Origin of the sequence: Salinispora fenicalii (assembly GCF_000514815.1) — a bacterium.
Taxonomy (GTDB): Bacteria; Actinomycetota; Actinomycetes; order Mycobacteriales; family Micromonosporaceae; genus Micromonospora; species Micromonospora fenicalii.
Window position 1 is genome coordinate 120,783 of record NZ_KI911472.1, and the last position, 17,473, is coordinate 138,255.

14 protein-coding genes and 2 pseudogenes are annotated in these 17,473 nt (G+C 68.6%); 8 read left to right on the top strand and 8 right to left on the bottom strand.

The window, feature by feature from the left end; genetic code table 11:
• Positions 1-44 precede the first annotated feature (44 nt).
• The gene (locus B116_RS0121535) at positions 45-1,850 is read right to left on the bottom strand and encodes a choline/carnitine O-acyltransferase (protein ID WP_027661281.1); all 1,806 of its coding nucleotides are present in this window, start codon (positions 1,848-1,850) and stop codon (positions 45-47) included.
• Between the two features lie 117 nt (positions 1,851-1,967).
• Positions 1,968-2,810, bottom strand: coding sequence for a HalD/BesD family halogenase (locus B116_RS0121540; RefSeq protein WP_018723399.1), 843 nt, complete (start codon positions 2,808-2,810; stop codon positions 1,968-1,970).
• 347 nt (positions 2,811-3,157) lie between these two features.
• Between B116_RS0121540 and B116_RS28855 the strand changes: the two are divergent.
• Positions 3,158-3,603 (top strand): annotated as a pseudogene (locus B116_RS28855) (ATP-binding cassette domain-containing protein); the annotation flags it as partial.
• Here B116_RS28855 and B116_RS0121550 read toward each other — a convergent pair.
• Positions 3,545-5,020: an MFS transporter gene (locus tag B116_RS0121550; RefSeq protein WP_027661282.1), complete on the bottom strand. Its 1,476-nt coding sequence runs from the start codon at positions 5,018-5,020 to the stop codon at positions 3,545-3,547. The pseudogene B116_RS28855 and the gene B116_RS0121550 overlap by 59 nt on opposite strands.
• Before the next feature lie 113 nt (positions 5,021-5,133).
• Between B116_RS0121550 and B116_RS0121555 the strand changes: the two genes are divergently transcribed.
• Complete coding sequence (locus tag B116_RS0121555; protein ID WP_027661283.1) at positions 5,134-5,730, top strand: TetR/AcrR family transcriptional regulator; 597 nt, start codon at positions 5,134-5,136, stop codon at positions 5,728-5,730.
• Between the two features lie 15 nt (positions 5,731-5,745).
• Here B116_RS0121555 and B116_RS0121560 read toward each other — a convergent pair whose 3' ends face one another.
• Positions 5,746-6,426, bottom strand: coding sequence for a formylglycine-generating enzyme family protein (locus tag B116_RS0121560; protein WP_027661284.1), 681 nt, complete (start codon positions 6,424-6,426; stop codon positions 5,746-5,748).
• Between the two features lie 177 nt (positions 6,427-6,603).
• Here B116_RS0121560 and B116_RS0121565 point away from each other — a divergent pair, with 177 nt between their 5' ends.
• The gene (locus tag B116_RS0121565; RefSeq protein ID WP_026321927.1) at positions 6,604-7,017 is read left to right on the top strand and encodes a cold-shock protein; all 414 of its coding nucleotides are present in this window, start codon (positions 6,604-6,606) and stop codon (positions 7,015-7,017) included.
• Between the two features lie 161 nt (positions 7,018-7,178).
• Positions 7,179-8,312, top strand: coding sequence for a beta clamp domain-containing protein (locus B116_RS0121570; RefSeq protein ID WP_027661285.1), 1,134 nt, complete (start codon positions 7,179-7,181; stop codon positions 8,310-8,312).
• A 27-nt stretch (positions 8,313-8,339) separates the two neighbouring features.
• On the opposite strand, the pseudogene B116_RS25700 reads toward B116_RS0121570, so the two are convergent.
• A pseudogene (locus B116_RS25700) lies at positions 8,340-9,409 on the bottom strand (MFS transporter).
• 100 nt (positions 9,410-9,509) lie between these two features.
• Between B116_RS25700 and B116_RS0121580 the strand changes: the two are divergent.
• Both B116_RS0121580 and B116_RS0121585 read left to right on the top strand, forming a co-directional pair.
• Complete coding sequence (locus B116_RS0121580; protein ID WP_027661286.1) at positions 9,510-10,793, top strand: VWA domain-containing protein; 1,284 nt, start codon at positions 9,510-9,512, stop codon at positions 10,791-10,793.
• A complete protein-coding gene (locus B116_RS0121585; RefSeq protein ID WP_033667777.1) occupies positions 10,793-11,566 on the top strand; it encodes a hypothetical protein in 774 nt (257 codons plus the stop codon). The genes B116_RS0121580 and B116_RS0121585 overlap by 1 nt, the downstream gene beginning before the upstream one ends.
• 148 nt (positions 11,567-11,714) lie before the next feature.
• Here the strand turns inward: B116_RS0121585 and B116_RS0121590 are convergent, their stop codons facing one another.
• Entirely contained in the window at positions 11,715-12,959 is a 1,245-nt protein-coding gene (locus B116_RS0121590) for a PucR family transcriptional regulator (protein ID WP_027661288.1), read from the bottom strand.
• Positions 12,960-13,045: 86 nt separating this feature from the next.
• Between B116_RS0121590 and B116_RS0121595 the strand changes: the two genes are divergently transcribed.
• Both B116_RS0121595 and B116_RS0121600 read left to right on the top strand, forming a co-directional pair.
• Entirely contained in the window at positions 13,046-14,137 is a 1,092-nt protein-coding gene (locus tag B116_RS0121595; RefSeq protein WP_027661289.1) for a ferredoxin reductase, read from the top strand.
• Between the two features lie 15 nt (positions 14,138-14,152).
• On the top strand, positions 14,153-15,295 hold the full coding sequence (locus B116_RS0121600) for a fatty acid desaturase family protein (RefSeq protein ID WP_027661290.1): 1,143 nt from the start codon (positions 14,153-14,155) through the stop codon (positions 15,293-15,295).
• 139 nt (positions 15,296-15,434) lie between these two features.
• Here B116_RS0121600 and B116_RS0121605 read toward each other — a convergent pair whose 3' ends face one another.
• Together B116_RS0121605 and B116_RS27950 are read right to left on the bottom strand one after the other, a co-directional pair.
• Positions 15,435-17,123, bottom strand: coding sequence for a long-chain-fatty-acid--CoA ligase (locus B116_RS0121605; RefSeq protein ID WP_027661291.1), 1,689 nt, complete (start codon positions 17,121-17,123; stop codon positions 15,435-15,437).
• Positions 17,124-17,226: 103 nt separating this feature from the next.
• Entirely contained in the window at positions 17,227-17,403 is a 177-nt protein-coding gene (locus tag B116_RS27950) for a hypothetical protein (protein ID WP_018723413.1), read from the bottom strand.
• Positions 17,404-17,473 lie beyond the last annotated feature (70 nt).

Sequence of the window (17,473 nt, forward strand, 5' to 3'; positions counted from 1 at the left end):
CCGCACCGAGCCCCTGGTTCAGGTGCGGCAGTCGACCAGGTCGGCTACTCCTCGTCGAGGAGGGCGCGCAGCTCACGCAACGCCTCGCGGAGCCGTTCGGCGAACGTGTGCATCATCTCGGCGACCGGGCGGGGAGTGCTGAGGTACAGCTGGAACCGGTCCGGCAGGAGCACGTACGCGATTCCGATGCAACGGCTGCTGGTGGCCCCGAATCCGAAGTAGCGGATATTGGTGGACGGCGCCGAGCTGGTGCTCAGGTAGTCGTCGCGCATCGTGCGCCACCCCGGCGTGTCGTAGAGCCGGGGCGACTCCGGCACGCCGAGTGCGGCCCCTCGCCGCTGCTGGATGAGTTGTAGCTCCCAGAGGTGCTGCTCCGGTGCGGCACCGGCCTGGCACTGCTTCGCCCGTGCGACATGTTTGTCGGCCGCCGCCCGGAACGCTGCCCGGCGCTCATCCCTAGCAGTGGCGGGATCGTCCATTACCGCGACGAACCGCAGCACTTCCGGCGTGACGACGCGCATCGCCTCAGTTCGTCCCCGCGAGTACTGGCGGGTGGCGATGGACTCGTACGTGGCACCGGTGAACCCCTTGGCGCGCTTGTGCGCGAGCTGGTACCCCAGCTGCACGAAGGCGTCGGGTGACATCCGTAGCCGCTTGACCTCGTCCACCCCGAACTCGTCGAGGGACAGCGTGACAGTGGCGGTGTCCGCGCCGAACTGGGCGAAGGCTTGTGCCGCGGTAGCGATCTCGGCTTGCAGCCCGTCGTCGAGCACGAAGGTAACTGGCTCGATCGCCGGCACGCCCTGTGCCACCGCGCCGGACTGCGCGGCGTGCTCCTCCGGCGTTCCGGCGAGAATTGTGTCGACGAAGCTGAGGATCGTGGTGCCGTCCAGCTCGCAGTGTTCGACGTTGATGCCGGCTGTGCCGTCTGCGAAGACGATGAACGACACCGCCTTGTCGAACCACCGGTTGCCGCTGTCGCCGTGCAGCAGTTGGTCGCAGGCCGCCAGGTCGTCGGCCGGGGTCAAGTCCTCCAGGCAGACGCAGAACAGTGCCGTCTCGATGGTCTCCAGCGCCGCGGCGTTGCTGGGGTCGAGCGCGACCAGTCGCAGTCGGGCAGCCGCCCACTCGGCCCGGGCCATGGTGGTGAGATGGCCGGTCGCGGTGGTCATCGCCGCCGGCACGAGGCCGGCCTTCTGCAGCTCCCGCAAGCCCACGGTCAGGTCATCGAGGGAGTACGGGTGCCCGTCCGGACCGAGTACGTCCATCCGAAAGGCGTTGCCGCGGTAGAACACCACGACGTGCCGTGCGGTTGCGGGGCCCGGCGTCTCGGCGCTGTACGGTGCTCGGACGCTGTCCTGCACCGGCCCCGGGATGCGAGTAGTGGAGAAGAGAAACTTGTGTTGCTCCATCGACAGCGGCTGCCCACGGGTCAGGGCAGGTGGGATGCGCTCCGCGTCGAGCTGGACCTTGTAGTTGACGGTGGCGGCGATGAGCCGCACCGCGCGCTCCACCTGCGGGTCGGCGAACCCGCGTAGCGGCGGGTCGCGGAACAGGAAGAAGAAGTTGGCGTTCAACGCTATGCGGTCGCGCCGGCCGAGGTAGCGGGCCGGCCAGAAGGCATCCAGCCAGCTGTGGGTAGTAGCGTCCTCGTTGTACCGCACCAGGTCGGCGTGGAGCTTTGGCCCCGGACCGTCGGCCCGCCCGAACTCCCGCACCGCGGCCTCGGTGTCGGCGAGTTCCTGCTCCGTCAGCAGCGGGCTGGACCACTCGAGGAACCGGGCGCAGGTCTCCTCCAGCGTGGGTAGTGGTACCGAGGGCAGCTTGTCCTCGTTCTCGAACGTACTCACTCGGCCTCCTGGAATGCGCTGCTCGTCGGGCCTTCTGGGTCAGTGGTTGAGGTCAAAGGGTATGCCGTCGGAAGTCTTCCGAGCGGGTTGAAACGCACTGGGCTACGTTCGCGAACGCTAGTCCAGCAGCTGGTCGACGCGAATGGCGTGACGTTCGGCATCGCGGTGCGTGGGCAGGACCCGGCCGAAGAGCTGCTGTGTACGGGTGACACTGCCCATCACGCCGGGGCGCTGGGAGTAGGCGAAGATCGCTGTATGTCGGGCGGTGTCCCCATGCACGGCGCTCACCCGGTGCAGCGCGTACCGTCCCTTGAACAGTTGGAGGTCACCGGGGCGCAGGGTCTGGGCTCGTACTGGTGCCCGATCGGCGCCGGTGAGCACCGAACGGACGGCGTCGAAGTTCTCCGCACCCGCCGAACGGATGTTCGGGCAGTACTCGAAGATGCCCCCGTCCTCCGGCTCCTGGGTCAGCAGGCTGACGGTGAACTCGTTGAGGTCAAAGTGCCACGGATGGTCCATGCCGGGCTGCACGACGTTGAGTACCAGGCCGGAGAGGGGGTCGGCGAGCTCATGGAGCGCCGGGAGTTCGAAGCAGGCGGCGAGGAAGCGTACGAACGACGGGTCGCGGTAGAGCCGGTGGATGACACTGTCGGCGGGGATCAGATCGCGCGGGACGAACGCGTTGCCACGCCGCATGATGATGCGGCCTGGGTGCTCCACCGGCAGATCCGCATCAATTTTCGTATTGTAGACGTTGGTTTCCGTAACATCGTAGTACGCCGACGGGGCAACGGTAGCGCCTTCCCGTCGTAGCGTCTCCCAGCTCGCCGGCCGAATGAACTCCGGCAGCACACTGCAACCGTGGTCGCGCAGGTCGGCGCGGGTTTGTGTGACGACGCGTTCCCATGCGTCGCTTCCTGGAGCGGCCAGTGGATAACGCACGGTGTCCACGTCATGCATTCAGAAGGTTCCCTTCTTCAATGGCGGCGACATGAAGAATTGCGGAATCCTAACAGGACTTACCGGCGCCCAGCCTCATGTTGGTTACCTTTTTCACAGCCGTACGTGCGGAGTTCGGGTTGGCGGGGCTGGATCAGGTTCACCGCTGCCGCCCCGCCATGGGCCTGGTGGTGTTGTGCTGGCTGCCGAGCTGCCCCACCGGTGTTGACCGACGCACTGGTCCGCCTTCGCGTCAAGTGGTGCCTGGTGCGCGGTGTTGGTGCGCCGGTGTCGCCGGCGGTGTCGGCGGCGGCCTTACCGGATCCCGGCATACCGGTGGTCGAGCCGCCGAGGAGGTGACGTTCGCCGGTCGACTCAGGCCGACCACGCTGACCGTCGCGACGGGACAACGCCTGCTGATCTGCGGGCCGAACGGCGCCGGGAAGAGCACGCTGCTGCGGATCCTCGCCGGTGACCTCACTCCAGACGGTGGTCAGGTGACCCGTTCTGGCCGGATCGGGTACCTTCCGCAGGAGGTCTCCACCGCTACGTCGGAGCGGACCCTCCTGGCCGCCTTCGCGCACGGACGGCCTGGTCAAACTGAGGAACACAGCGCCAGCGGCTGGCCGTGGCCCAGCTGTTCAGCGAGCCCGTTGACCTACTGCTGCTGGACGAGCCCACCAACCATCTTTCGCTCGGCCTGGTTGAGGAGCTGGAGGCCGCACTCGAGGAATACCCGGGAGCTGTGGTGGTGGTCAGTCACGACCGCCGGCTGCGTCGGCGATGGTCCGGGGAGACTCGGGAGGTGGCCTGATGGAATCTGCGGATGGTAGGGCGAACGCCACGATGGCGACGAGGGCCAAGATGAGGGCGGTGAACGCGAACGCCTGCGCGTAGCCGCTGACGAGATCGGCCTTGGTGGACGAATGCCGGCTGGTCAACGCGATAAGCGCGGCCAGGCCAAGGGCGCCACCAAACTGTTTGGCGGCGTTCGCCAGCCCGGAGACCGCCCCGGCGTCGGGGCCAGAGACACCGGAGGTCACCACGGCGGTCAGCGGCACGATGAGCAGCCCACCGCCGATCGACATCACGACGGCCGGGCCGAGTACGCCGGACAGGTAGGTGCTGTGGACGGTGATCTGACCCTGCCACCAGAATCCGGCCGCGGCGATGGCGGTGCCGATGATGACCAGGCTCCGCGCGGCAACGTGTCGCATCAACCATGGGGTCACCCGCATTCCGACCAGCATCATCAGCAGGGTGTGTGGTAGGAATCCGGCCCCGGCCTGCAGCGGGGTGAGTTCGAGGACCTGCTGCAGGTACAGGGTCAGGAAATACCACAGCGGAATCTGGAAGCCCGCCCCGACCAACAGCATCAGCAGGTTGCCCAGCCAGATTGCCCTGGTTCGCAGCAGCCCCAGCGGCAGGAGTCGTGGTTCGGCGCTGCGTGCCTCGACCACGACGAAGGCGGCCAGGCAGATCAGGCTGACGACCAGTGCTGCTGCGGCGGTCGACGCTCGCTGGCTGTGCGGGTGGCTGGCCGTGACGGCGTAGGTCACCGTGATCAGGGTGGCGGTGATCAGGGCAGCACCCCTGACGTCGAGCTGGACCAACTGGTCACGTGGCCGCCCGCCGGCGAGCGTGACCGCTGCCAGGGCGATGCAGAACATGCCGATCGGGACGTTGACCAGCAAGGTTGACCGCCAGGTCAGGTACTCGGTGAGGGCACCGCTGAGGAGGTTGCCGGCCGCGCCGCCAGCCAGGCTGACCGCGGTCCAGACCGCCAATGCGCGGTTGCGCGCGGGCCCAGGTGGAAATGTCGTGGTGAGGAGCGTCAAGGTGGCGGGTGCCAGCGCGGCGGCACCCAGGCCCTGGAACGCGCGGGCGCCGACCAGCGCACCGGCGGTGGTGGCGAGCCCGCCGACGAGACTCGCGGCCGTGAACAGTCCCAGCCCGGAGATCAAGGCCAGCTTGCGGCCATATACATCGGCCAGTCGGCCACCCAGCAGGAGGAAGCCTCCGAACACCAGCGCGTAGACGTTGGCCACCCAGAGTAGGCCGGACGGGGAAAGGGAGAGGGCCTGTTGGATGGACGGAAGTGCGACGTTGACCACGGACACGTCGAGCACCACCAGGAACTGTGCGGTGCAGGCAAGCAGGATCACAGCCTGGCCGGAGGTGCGGCGCCGGACGCGCTGCGTGCCCGGCTCGTCCCCGTCCCACCACCTCACGAAGCCCCCGATCAAATCAGTGTACCCACATTGCTATACTACAGAACGTAGCCATGAAGTAGCGTCTGAGCAACCTGGAAGGGGAAGGGTTGGCGACCGGTCGAACTCGAGGGGTGGGATCCGAGCATGAGCATCGGCGCAACGAGATAGCCGATGCGGTACTGGCTGTTGTTGCCGAGCGTGGCCTGGCGGCCGTGTCCCTGATTACGGTGGCCGCTCAGGCTGGCGTGTCGCCCGGCCGGGTCCAGCACTATTTCCCCACCAAGCGAGAACTGGTCGAGGCCGCCTTCGAGCGGGGCAACGCCCTGTCCAGCGGTCGGATATCCGCCAAGGCCAGGCCCGATGACCAGGACGTCAGCCGACGGCGCCTACTCACCGTGGTGCTCACCGAGCTGATTCCGTACGACGCGGTCACCCGTGCCCACCTGCGGGTGCGCCAGTCATTCACCGCGGTGGCGTTGGCCGATGAGGCTATCGCCGCCCGCCTCCGCGTCGACTATGCCAAACTCCACGGCCAACTCGCCGATCTGCTCCGCTACGACCAAGCCGCTGGCCACATTCGTGCCGGGACCGACCCCGCAGTGGCGGCCGTAACCCTGGTGGCGCTCGCTGAAGGGCTGGCCTACTACGTGCTTATCGGCGTCTGTCCGGCCGAGGCGGCTCGGGATCAGGTGCTCGCTGCGATCTTCGAGGTCTACGCCGTGGCGTGAGGCGCGGGCGCCAGGTCAGTCCGACTCGGGGCGAATAGAACGCGCGACGCGGAAGCCCACGTCGTCTACGCGAAACGTCGGATGACTCCGGCGCCGTACGGAGGCCCGGCAACTCCAGTGCTCGTCGAACCAGCCGCCGCCGCGGAGGACTCGGTAGCTGCCGTAGACCTCCGTGTCGTAGTGATCCCAGCACCAGTCCCAGACGTTGCCCAGCATGTCGTGGAGGCCCCAGGCGTTCGGCTGTCGGCCGCCCACCTCGTGGATTTGTTCCCGCGAGTTGTCGCGGTACCAGGCGATCTCGTCCAACGGTCCGTAGCGGGGGCCGGTCGTACCGGCGCGGCACGCGTGCTCCCACTCGGCTTCGGTCGGCAGCCGATACCCATCGGCGGAGGGGTCCCACTCGATCGCCTCGTCGCCGGAGATTCGATAGGCCGGCACCAACCCCTCCCGTCGCGACCAGGCATTGCAGCATCGGACCGCATCCCACCAGGACACCCCCTCGACCGGCAGCTCTGCTCCGCGTGCCGTGCTTGGGTGCGCGCCGGTGATCGCGGCATACTGGGCCTGGGTGACCGGGAAGCGGGCGAGCTCGTACGGCGTCAACTCGACCGACCATCGGCGCTGTGTCCGACGGTCGGAGAGCGTCACCTGCCCCGGCGGGACAGCGATCATCAAATTCAGCTGGTTCCCGTCCACAAGGAGCCGATCGTACCCGTGCCCAGCGCTTCTGGTCGGCGGCTCCGGTGCTGCCGGCGCCCACCCTGCCGACGTCCGGTCCCCGCTCGGTGGCAGGGTCGCTAGGCTGGCAGCGCGTGGGACTCGTCCGCGGGTTGCCCGCTTCGGGTGTTGTTGGTTGGTATTTGTTGGGGGATTGTGGTGGAAAAAGGAACGATTGTTCGGTTTGATGATGTTCGCGGCTACGGGTTTATCGCACCGTTCGGGGGTGGCGATGACGTCTTTGTGCATGCGAATGACTTCGGTGATCAGCGGCATGCAGTCGCCGCCGGCATGCGGGTGAGCTATGAGGTGGTGCAGTCCGAACGGGGCCTGAAGGTCGCCAGCGTGGTGCTGGAGACGCCCCCGGCTGCACCCCGTAGTCTGCCGAATCGCCCACAGCCGCTGTCCGACGAGGACGGTGAGTGTGATGTGCTGGCGGTTGAGCAGTTTGACAGCGCCGTGACCGAGCTGCTGCTGGCGAACGTACCCACGATGACCGGTGCGCAAATCGTCGAGGCTCGCCGGGCCTTGGTCGCCATGGCGCGCCAGTACGGCTGGGTCGAGGACTGACCGCCGCGGGTAGCGGCCCGCTGCCGGGCCCGCTGGGGCGGCAACGGGCCCCCGCGACTGGCGGGGTAGCACGGGTCGCCGCGCCCGCCGGGGGTAGCAACGGCTCGCCGCGCGCGGCGAGGGTAGTCGTCTGGTCACGGATCGGCTGCGACAATCCGGGGATGGATGACAGCGATCAGGGCATCGATCGTGCCGTTGCGGGCGCTGACTTCGTGGAGTGGAACTTTTCGATCATGGCGAATGGTTCGCCGTGGCGCATTGAGGAGGGGATGACACAGCTCCTTGCCCATCAGGGGGCGGAGGGGTTTGGGCCATCCCTGGCCGTCGCGGCGCGTGAGGATGCCCGGGTCATCCAGGAGTTGGGTCGGCGAGAGACACCGACGGCGGTGGCGGCGCTGCGGGCATTCCAGGCGATGAGTCCGGTCGACACGCAGCGGGAACTGGCCGGGTTGCACGCCGACCGGCTCGTCCGACAGGGCGTTCCAGACGCCTCCTGGGCCTCCACGATCGGCCGGGTGCGGGTGGAGGGCTGCTGGTGGGCGCACGACTCCTTCGACGAGACCGCCTTCGTGTTGTGCGTCTTCTCCTACGACGGCGACGATGAACACGGCATTCTGGCCATGATCGACCTTGCCGTGGACGGTGGCTTGTTTCGGGAGCTGACCCTCGGCCTGGACGTTGAGGTGCTGCAGGATGTCCTGCGCCGCGCCGACGGAGTCGATGGTCTGGTCACTGAGCCGGTTGACCCAGCCTATGCCCGGCGGTTGTTCGAGGATGCGGTCGTCACCTCGGACGAGGTGCTGGAAGATCGGGACTACCAGCCGAATCCGGCGCCAGCTGCGTACCGGAAGATGCGCGCGCTGACCTTGGCTCGGGCCCGGGCGTTGAGTGTCACCGCCGCTCCGCCGGACCCGCTGCCCGACAGCGTGGATGTCGAACTCATGAAGCGGGCGTTCCTCGCCTCCAGCATCGGCTCCAAACTGCCCGGGGACGACGCGACGAGCCAGGCGGTAGACCTCTTCGTCGAGCAGCTCACCGATCGGGCTTGCTGCCATCCAATGCGGCTCGGCCCGCGTCGGGTCATGGCCGCTCTGGGCCTGCCAGGTCTGACTCGAGATGCCATCGGTGATTCGGGCGTGAGTGACATCCTTCCGGACGTTGTCCAGGCATGGGCTTCCTGGACCGCAGCCGAACGTGGTCTGTCCCGAGAGGCCACGGAACGGCTGCAACGGGCGTGTGAGCAGGCGTGTGCGCGCCTGCGCGCTACCGATCTGGGGGGCCCGCCGCGCACCTGACCTGTTCGGGCCGGCCGCGACCTTCGTTCATCGTTGTCGTACGCCGAGGCCGCGCGCTGCCGTCGTGCAGATCGCGAGGGCGAGCAGGACCGAGGAGTACAGCAGTACGGCCGCGACCGCACCGAACCCCTGGACCAATACCCCGGCGAGCGCGGGGGCTATCGGTAGCAGGATGCCGCCGAGGAGGTGTACGGCGGCACTCACCCGTCCGTGAAGGGCGGGCTCGGCATGCGTGAGTATGTAGCCACCAGCCCACCCGTGCTGGTAATCGAGAACAGCAGTCCCGTGGCGGCGGGACCCGCGCCGTGGCGCTCCGCCAGGAGGACGCAGACCAGCCCGATCGACTGAAAGACGAAGGTAACACCGGCGAACCAGAGCACCGCGCCGCGGACGAACTGCTCCTGCCACAGCCACCGCAGACCCGCGCTGACGTAACCGTGGCTTCGGTGCGGCGCGCGATCCCCCCTGCTGTTGTTAAGGGGGCGTCGGATCAGGATCAGGCTTACCGCGGAGACGAGGTAGGAGACGGCATCCACCAGGAACGGCACGATCCGGCCGGCGCTGAGGAGTATGCCGCCGAGGGCGGGCCCGACCAGCGTCGCGAGCTGTGTGCGGGATTCGTTTCGGGCCGTGGCCTGGGTCACCTGCTCGCTCGCCACGACGAACCGTAGGGCTGCTGTCTCCGCGGGTTGAAAGCAACTACTCAGGGCCGCTTCGGTGGCCGCCACAGCAACTATGTGAACGAATGTGACCTGTCCGAAGACGCCAGCGATGACTACGCTGCTCAGGGCCAGCGCGCGCCCCAGATCGGCCACGATCATGACACGTCGCCGGTCGTGTCTGTCCGCCAGGAATCCTGCTGGGAGCCGACACGCCACAGTGGTGATGGCGGCGATTGATGCGACGGCTCCCGCGTGTGCTGCTGATCTGGTGATGGCCAGAGTCAGCAGGACGAAGCTTACGGAGGAGATGGCGCTACCCAGTGCGGAAATTGACTGGCTCACCCAGAGAATGACGAAGTCACGATTCTGGGAGAGTGGGCGCACCGATGGCCCGAAGGTCGATGGTTCTTGATTTTCGATCGTCGGATCAATCACGTCACCCGACGCTAGGCACAGGCCTGATTGGGCGCATGCGTGATCTGCGTCACCGAACCCGCAGTATCGTCCGATGTGGAGCTGCCCTAGACTGCGCGCGATGATCAAGACGAGACGATTGGCGGCAGCTCTCGTCGGGCTGCTGGCGACGAGCGTGATGATTGGTCCGGCACCAGCCCTCGCGGACTGGGAGGATCCGGTTGAGCCGCCGAAGGTCGAGCTGGTCCTCGACGTCAGCGGGTCGATGCGGGCCACCGACATCGATGGGCGGAGCCGGATCTCGGTTGCTCAGCAGGCGTTCAATGAGGTAGTAGACGCGCTGCCGGATGAGACCGAACTGGGCATCCGGGTCCTCGGTGCCACCTACCCGGGGGATGACAAGGAGCGGGGCTGCCAGGACACCCAGCAGATCGTGCCGGTCGGGCCGGTCGACCGAGTGCAGGCGAAGGCAGCAGTGGCGACGCTTCGTCCGACTGGGTACACCCCGGTCGGGCTGGCGCTGCGCTCGGCCGCCGAGGATCTCGGTACCGGTAGCACCGCCCGGCGGATCGTGCTGATTACCGACGGCGAGGACACCTGCGCCCCACCGGACCCCTGCGAGGTGGCCCGAGAGCTGGCTGCGCAGGGGACGAAGCTGGTGGTGGACACCCTCGGCCTGGCCCCGGACGAGAAGGTACGCCAGCAGCTGCTCTGTATCGCCGCGGCCACTGGTGGCACGTACACCGCGGCGCAGAGCGCGGACGAGCTGACTGGCCGGATCAAGCAATTGGTCGACCGGGCCGGGGATACACACACGGTTACGCCGGCCGTGGTCGCCGGCACCTCGGTCTGCGACGACGCCCCGCTACTCGGCGCTGGCGTCTACAGCGACCGGGAGAAGTTCTCGGAGCACCGGTGGTACCGGGTGCCGGTGTACCCCGGGCAGGAGCTGCGTGCCTCTGTCAGCGTGGCGTTGGACCGGCCGGTCAACCCCGACCATGCGGTGCTGCTGCGGGCGGTGGCCACCGACGGTCGGGAGTTGGTGCGGGGCGTGGACGCCGGTAGCGGCCGGACTGATGTCGTCTCCGCCGGTCTGCGTTGGTCGGCGGGGGAGGAGCCGGATGATGGGCCCTCCCCAACCCCGTCCACCACGACCGACGCCGAGGCCACCATCGTTTGTCTCGTGGTGAGTAACGCCTTCGCGCCTCAGCCGGGAACTCAGACGTCACCGGGGATGCCGGTTGAGCTGACCGTGGATATGGTCGCGTCCTCGCCTGCCCCGGCTGCGCCGGATCTCGGTCGTGGCTGGGTGCTGCTCGTCCTGCTGACGGTGGTTGGTCTGCTGGCCGGACTGGCGTCCGGGGTGCTCACCCGGTGGTGGGTAGCGACCTGGAGGGAGAAGTGATGCGGGTCCGGTCATTGCAGGGTGGAGCCGTCCTGGCCGCTGTCGGCCTGGCTCTGCTGGTCTCGCCCGGAGCGGCCTGGGCCACCCCGACACCCTCACCGGGGGCGACCCCGGTCACCCGGGCGGGGACCTCCTTTTTGACTGCCACCGATATCACCGCCGGGCAGCCGGTGCAGGTGGACGCCGCTACTGGCGACTACCTGTACTGGTCGTTCCCGGCCGTGGCCGGCGAGCGCCACGAGATCACCGCGACCGTGTCGTTCCCCAAGCAGCGTAGTGGCGAGTCGACGTGGACCGTGGAGGTCTTTGACGGGCTGCGGCGGCGTCAGGCCTGCACCGCCGGTGCCCAGACGCCGACGGCTACGGCCGAGGCCGAGAGCGTTTCGCTCGGGTGCACCCTGCGGCAGGTGCGTTCCTGGGCGGAGCCGTGGTCGGCCGATCCGCTGCCGGGGACGTACTACCTCCGGCTCTCGGTGGCCGAGCTGCCGGAGGAGGATCTTGGCCTGCCGATCGAGGTGGAGCTGCTGGTCGGCGCGGTGGGCGAGGGTTCCCGCGACGACGGCGTGCTGGCAGAGCCGTTGGTGCTGCCCACCGCGGCCGGCACCCTACTCGATGCCGCTCCAACGGAGCCGGCTGAGGGCGACGACGGCGGCTTCTTCGGTTGGCTGCCCGAGCTCGGCTCGCGCTGGGCCTGGAGCACGATCGGCGGCATCCTCGCTGCGGTGGCGGGAGTCGTCGGCTTCGGTCTGACCCGGCGTCCCCGTCGTCGATGACGATGACGGTACGGGTGTAGGCCGGGAGGGCGCCCGCGGATGCGGGCGCCCTCCCGGCCGGTTGGTCACGATGTCCCGGAGGAACGGGTGGACCAGGACCCGTACGGACGCGGGTGGCGGGCGAGTTGGTAGCGGGACTCGGTGCCGGTCAGTCCTGCGACAGCAGCTCGTTGACCGGCCCGCGGGGTGGGAAGGCCAGGGCCAGGGTCAGGTCAAGCACGGTGGCGGGGTCGGTGAGCCGGTCCCCGTACAGCTCGCGCAGCTGGCCCATCCGATAGCGCACGGTCTGCGGATGTACGAAGAGGTCGCCGGCGACGTCGTCGCGTCGGCCGTGGTGCAGCAGCCAGGAGCGCAGCGTCTCGGTCAATCGATCGGCCGTGGTGGGTGGCAGCGCCGCCAGCGGCGCCAGCACCCGTGCGCGCAGGTCCGCCAGACCTTCCGGGTCGTGGCTGAGTAGTAGCTCGGCCAGGTGCGCCTCGGTGTCCAGGGGTGTCCCGGCATCGTCCGGACGCAGCCCCAGGGCGAGCGCCCGCATGCTCCGCTGCCAGGAGTAGGCGACCTGGGTCCACGGCCGGGCTGGGCCGAGCACCGCCCGCCGGCCGCGCAGCAGCCGGGCAAGCTGCCGCCGCCGGTCGCCGTGGGCATCCGGGACGAGGAGTCCGGCGGTCTCGTCGCCGGGCCCGCCACCGGGCAAGTCGTCGGCGCTCTCCAGCGTCTGGGTGGGCAGCAGCTTGAGTACCGGGCGCAGGTTGGACCGGGGTAGCAGCACGGCGGTGAGGGTCTGCGGCGGTGGCCAGTCGGCCCGTTCCGCACTGCGCAGCAGGATGTCCTCGGCAGCTCCGGTGACCAGCTGCTGGGTGAGCCGTTCCAGGTTTCGGCGGCGGATGAGGCCGGTACTGGCCAATTCGTCGGCGTGCCCGGCGACGCTGGCGGCGGAGAGCTCGTCGATGTAGGCGAACATCAGCTCGGCGAACTCGGCCACCGTGGCGGCCGGCAGCTGTCCGCGGACGGCGATGGCGGACATCTCCCGCCAGGAAACCCGGGCACCCACCCGGTACGCGGCGAGTAGCGCGTCCACGCTGCGGCCGGAGCGGGCCTCTCCGCTGCCGAGCGCGTACGCGGCCTCGACGGCGGGGACGAGTGGGGTGCTGGGGTCGGCCCCGTGGGAGCGTTCAACGAGTTGAAGGAAGGTGCCGAGGGCGATCCGTACAGCATTTTCGATCTTGTCCCGCATCTGCCCGGTCAGGGTGCCGGAGTAGCTGGGTACCTCGGCGGTGATTGCGGTGACGGTGTGCTCGGCGAGCAGGGCAAGCCGGTTGCGGAGCTCCGCGGCAACCCGATCATCGAGGTCTAGCCGGGCCGCACGCCGGGTTGCCTCGGACCGTTCGGCCACAATCTTGTTCCTTTCATATAAATCCGCGCATTGGGTTCACCTTCCCAGGTCAAGATTTTATGCCAGTGTGCCGCGACGATCGGGGTATGACCACCACCGCCCAGCCCCCGTCCGCGCCGGCGTCCCTGCGTCGCGGGCTGCTGCGGCTCGCCGCGGCGGTCACCACCCCGCTGCTACCCGACGACTACCTTGACCTGGTCGCCCCGCTGCGTTCCGGCGCCGACCTACGGGGCCGGATCGTCGAGGTACGCCCGGAGACCCCGGACGCCGCTACCATCGTGATCCAGCCGGGGCGGGACTGGCAGGGGCACCGCCCAGGGCAGTACGTCCGGCTCGGTGTGGATGTCGACGGCGTGCGGCAGTGGCGGTCCTACTCGGTGACCTCGGCTCCGGCGGGCCGCCACGGCCCGATCACGATCACCGTCAAGGCGATCCCGGACGGCCTGGTCAGCAACCATCTGGTGCGGCACGCTCAGCCCGGCACGATTGTGCAGCTTGACCAGGCGCAGGGCGACTTCGTGCTACCGGCCACCCCGCCGGCGCGGGTGCTGCTGGTGACCGCGGGCAGCGGAATCACTCCCGTCATGGGGATGCTGCGCAGTGGGGCCCTCGCCGGGGTGGACGTCACGCTGGTGCACTCGGCGCCCACCGCAGCGGACGTGATCTTCGGTGCGGCGCTGCGGGACCTGGCCGCCGCCGGCGCGCTCCGGCTGGTGGAGCGGCATACCAAGGATGACGGCCAGCTCAGCCTCGTCGACCTGGCCGCGCTGGTGCCGGACCATCTCGAGCGGGAGACGTGGGCGTGCGGCCCGGCCGGGCTCCTCGACGTCCTGACCGCGCACTGGGACGCTGCCGGCCACCGGGAGCGACTGCACACCGAGCAGTTCCGCCCGACCATCATCTCACCGGGCGAGGGCGGCACCGTCACCTTTGGCCGCAGCGGGGTGACCGTCGCCGCCGACGGCAGCACCCCGCTGCTGGAGGCGGGGGAGGGGGCCGGTGTGCTGATGCCATCCGGTTGCCGTATGGGCATCTGCTACGGCTGCGTCCTGCCGCTACGCCAGGGTGCCGTCCGTGATCTGCGCAACGGGTCGCTCACCACGGCGGTTCCCGGTGACGGTGTCCTCGTCCAGACCTGCGTGTCGGCCGCCGCCGGCCCCTGCGACCTCGACCACTGATTCCGGAGTACCGACGTGACCGTTCTGCAACGCAAGCCCGTCAACCCGATCGCTCACCTCACCGCTGAAGACATTGAGGTGATCGGAAAGGAACTGGACGCGATCCGGGATCGGGTGATGGCCGACCTGGGGGAACGGGACGCCCGCTACATTCGTCGCCTCATCCGGACGCAGCGGAGCTTGGAACTGGGAAGTCGGGCGGTGCTGCTCTTCTCGCTCTTCCCACCGGCGTGGATTGTGGGGACGGCCGGCCTGTCGATCGCCAAGATCCTGGAGAACATGGAGATCGGGCACAACATCCTGCACGGTCAGTGGGACTGGATGCGGGACCCGAAGATCCATTCCACCACCTGGGAGTGGGACCACGTCTCTCCGGCCGAGCAGTGGAAGCACTCACACAACGAGCTGCACCACCGCTACACCAACGTGATCGGCAAGGACAACGACCTCGGGTACGGCATCATGCGGGTCGATGAGGACCAGCGGTGGCACCCGCTCCACCTGGGACAGCCGTTGTGGAACCTGATCAACGCCTGCTTCTTCGAGTACGGCATCGCCGCGTACGACCTGGAACTGGGGCGCAACCTGAAGAAGGGCCGGCACCGGGATCCGGCGTTCCGTGCCCGGGCCCGCGCGGTCGGCCGTAAGATCCGTCGCCAGGTCCTGAAGGACTACGTGCTGCACCCGCTGCTGTCCGGGCCGTCGTTTTTGAGCACGCTCGCCGCGACCTTCACCGCGAACCTGGTCCGTAACCTGTGGAGCCACTCCGTGATCATGTGCGGGCACTTCCCGGAGGGCGTGGAGACCTTCGAGAAGACCTCAATCGAGGGGGAGACCCGCGGCGAGTGGTACCTGCGGCAGATGCTCGGCTCGGCGAACATCAGCGGTAGTCGGTTGCTGCACATCATGTCTGGCAATCTCTCTCACCAGATCGAGCACCACCTCTTCCCGGACCTGCCGAGCAACCGCTACCGGGAGGTCGTTCCGGAGGTTCGGGCGCTGTTCGACCGGTACGGCCTGAAGTACACCACCGGATCGTTGCCCCGGCAGGTCTTCTCCGCTTGGAAGAAGGTGATCCGGTTCTCGCTGCCCAACCGCCGGCCGCGCGACCGGGCCAACAACCGTTCGGCACCGGCGCTGCGCACGTCTGGTGCCTGAGTTGGGGTAGGTGGTCAGCCCGGGCCGGCTCAGCGGCCCGGGCTGACCCGTTCCCAGCGTGCCCAGGTCTCCCTCCGGCTGCGATCACGGGGCCCGATGAGCTCCTGTGACCTGGGCGTAGCGCGGCCCCGCCCTCCGATCAGGCGGCGAGTAGCCGGTCGCGGACCTCCCGGCGCAGCACCTTGCCGATCTGGGAGCGGGGCAGGTCTTCAACCACCACCACCCGGCGCGGCACCTTGTACGCGGTCAGCTGCTCCCGGCACTTGACCCGGATGCCGGCCTCGTCGGTGGTGCAGTCGGGGTGCAGGATGACCGCGGCGACGACTTCCTCGCCGCCAGTGGTGCCGGGTAGACCAACCACTGCGGCGTCGCGGACCCCGGGGACCTGCCGCAGCGCCTCCTCCACCTCGGAGGGGTAGACATTGAACCCACCAGTAATGATCAATTCTTTGATCCGGTCAACGACCCGTACGAAGCCGTCCGAGTTCATCTCCACGATGTCCCCGGTTCGGAGCCAACCGCCGGGCAGCAGCACTGCCGCTGTCTCCTCCGGCCGGCACCAGTAGCCGGCGAAGACCTGTGGCCCGCTGATCAGCAGTTCGCCTGCCTCGCCGAGCGCGCGGTCCTGGGTCGGGTCCTCCGGGTCAACGATGCGGATGTTGGTGGCGGGGAACGGAATGCCTACCGTGCCGGGTTGCCGGGCGGTGGACACCGGGTTCCCCAACGCCACCGGGGAGGTCTCGGTCATCCCGTACCCCTCGACCAGCAGCCCGCCGGTCACCGACTCCCACAGCTCCACGATGGCCGGGGGCAGCGACATCGCCCCGGAGATGGCGTACCGAATGGAGGTCAGGTCGACTCCACGTTCCCGGGCGGCGATGGCGAGCTTCTCATAGATCGGCGGCACGGCGGGCAGGAACGTCGGCGGGCGGCGACGTATCGCCTGGAGGGTCTCGTTCACATCGAAGCGGGGCAGCAGCACCAGGGTCGCGCCGATGTGCACCGAGAAGGTCAGGCAGAGCGTCAGTCCGTACGCGTGGAACAGAGGTAGCACGCCGTACACGGTCTCGGCGCCGTCGCGGAGGCCCGGCACCCACGCGCGGCCCTGCGCGGCATTGACGCGCAGGTTGTGGTGGGTGAGGATCGCTCCCTTCGGGGTGCCGGTGGTGCCGCCGGTGTACTGCAACAGTGCGGTGTCGCCCGGCGCTGGCGCGGGGTGGTCGGCGGCTAGCGGCCCGCTGTCGGCCAGCAGGCGTTCCCAGGCCAGGGTGCCCGGTGCAGGAGCAGTGATCGCGGCGCGGGCCGTGCGGGCTCGGGGTAGCGGCAGCCGCAGCGCCCAGCGCTTGAGCCAGGGTAGGGCCGCACTAAGATCGACTGAGATTACTGTTTCGACCTTGGTGGTGCTGGCGGTGCGTTGCACCAGCGGGGCGACCTTGTTCCAGACCACGGCGACCCGGGCGCCGTGGTCGGCGAGCTGGTGGGCGAGTTCCTGCTCGGTGTATAGCGGGTTGTGCTCGACTACGACGGCACCGAGTCTGAGCACCGCGTAGAAGGCCACCACGTGTTGCGGGCAGTTCGGCAGGACCAGTGCGACCCGATCGCCCTGGCCGACGCCGAGGCGGCGTAGCGCCTCGGCCGCCCGGTCGACCTGTGCCGCCAGCTCACGGTAGCTGGTGGTGGCACCGAAGAAGTCCAGTGCGGTCCGGTCGCCGAACCGGTGAACGGCCTCCCGCAGCAGGTCGACCAGGGACTCATCGGTCGGGGTGATGGTCGTCGGCACCCCCGGTGCATAGCTATGCAGCCACGGTCGCTCGGCGCTCAGGTTCATGGCGTCCATCCTCCCCACGTTCGTCTACGGGACCGTAACCTACGGTCCCGTAGCGACCCGGCGAGGTACCTGCACCGCACCGCCGATCGGGGGTGCGGCGTGGTCAGTGCCGCCGTTGCCCTTGCCGGGTCATCTGGCGCACCTTGGCCACCGCCATGATGACCACCACCACCAGCGCGATCGCACCGATGACCATCAGCCATTGGGCTGCCTCCCAGAGCAGTCCCAGCAGGATGAGTGCGGCAGCGACGATGCCGATGACCCACAGTACTACCCGCATGTCGACCTCCGTCCCGCCCCCGTCGTCTGGGGGTGCCCCGTCGCCTTCCCGGCCTGGCCGACAACATGCC

Excerpts from the sequence above, each read along its gene's own strand:
- B116_RS0121540 (WP_018723399.1), bottom strand. The coding sequence starts at position 2,810 with ATGCATGACGTGGACACCGTGCGTTATCCACTGGCCGCTCCAGGAAGC.
- B116_RS0121570 (WP_027661285.1), top strand. The coding sequence starts at position 7,179 with ATGGATGACAGCGATCAGGGCATCGATCGTGCCGTTGCGGGCGCTGAC.
- B116_RS0121580 (WP_027661286.1), top strand. The coding sequence starts at position 9,510 with ATGATCAAGACGAGACGATTGGCGGCAGCTCTCGTCGGGCTGCTGGCG.
- B116_RS0121585 (WP_033667777.1), top strand. The coding sequence starts at position 10,793 with ATGCGGGTCCGGTCATTGCAGGGTGGAGCCGTCCTGGCCGCTGTCGGC.
- B116_RS0121595 (WP_027661289.1), top strand. The coding sequence starts at position 13,046 with ATGACCACCACCGCCCAGCCCCCGTCCGCGCCGGCGTCCCTGCGTCGC.
- B116_RS0121605 (WP_027661291.1), bottom strand. The coding sequence starts at position 17,123 with ATGAACCTGAGCGCCGAGCGACCGTGGCTGCATAGCTATGCACCGGGG.
- B116_RS27950 (WP_018723413.1), bottom strand. The coding sequence starts at position 17,403 with ATGCGGGTAGTACTGTGGGTCATCGGCATCGTCGCTGCCGCACTCATC.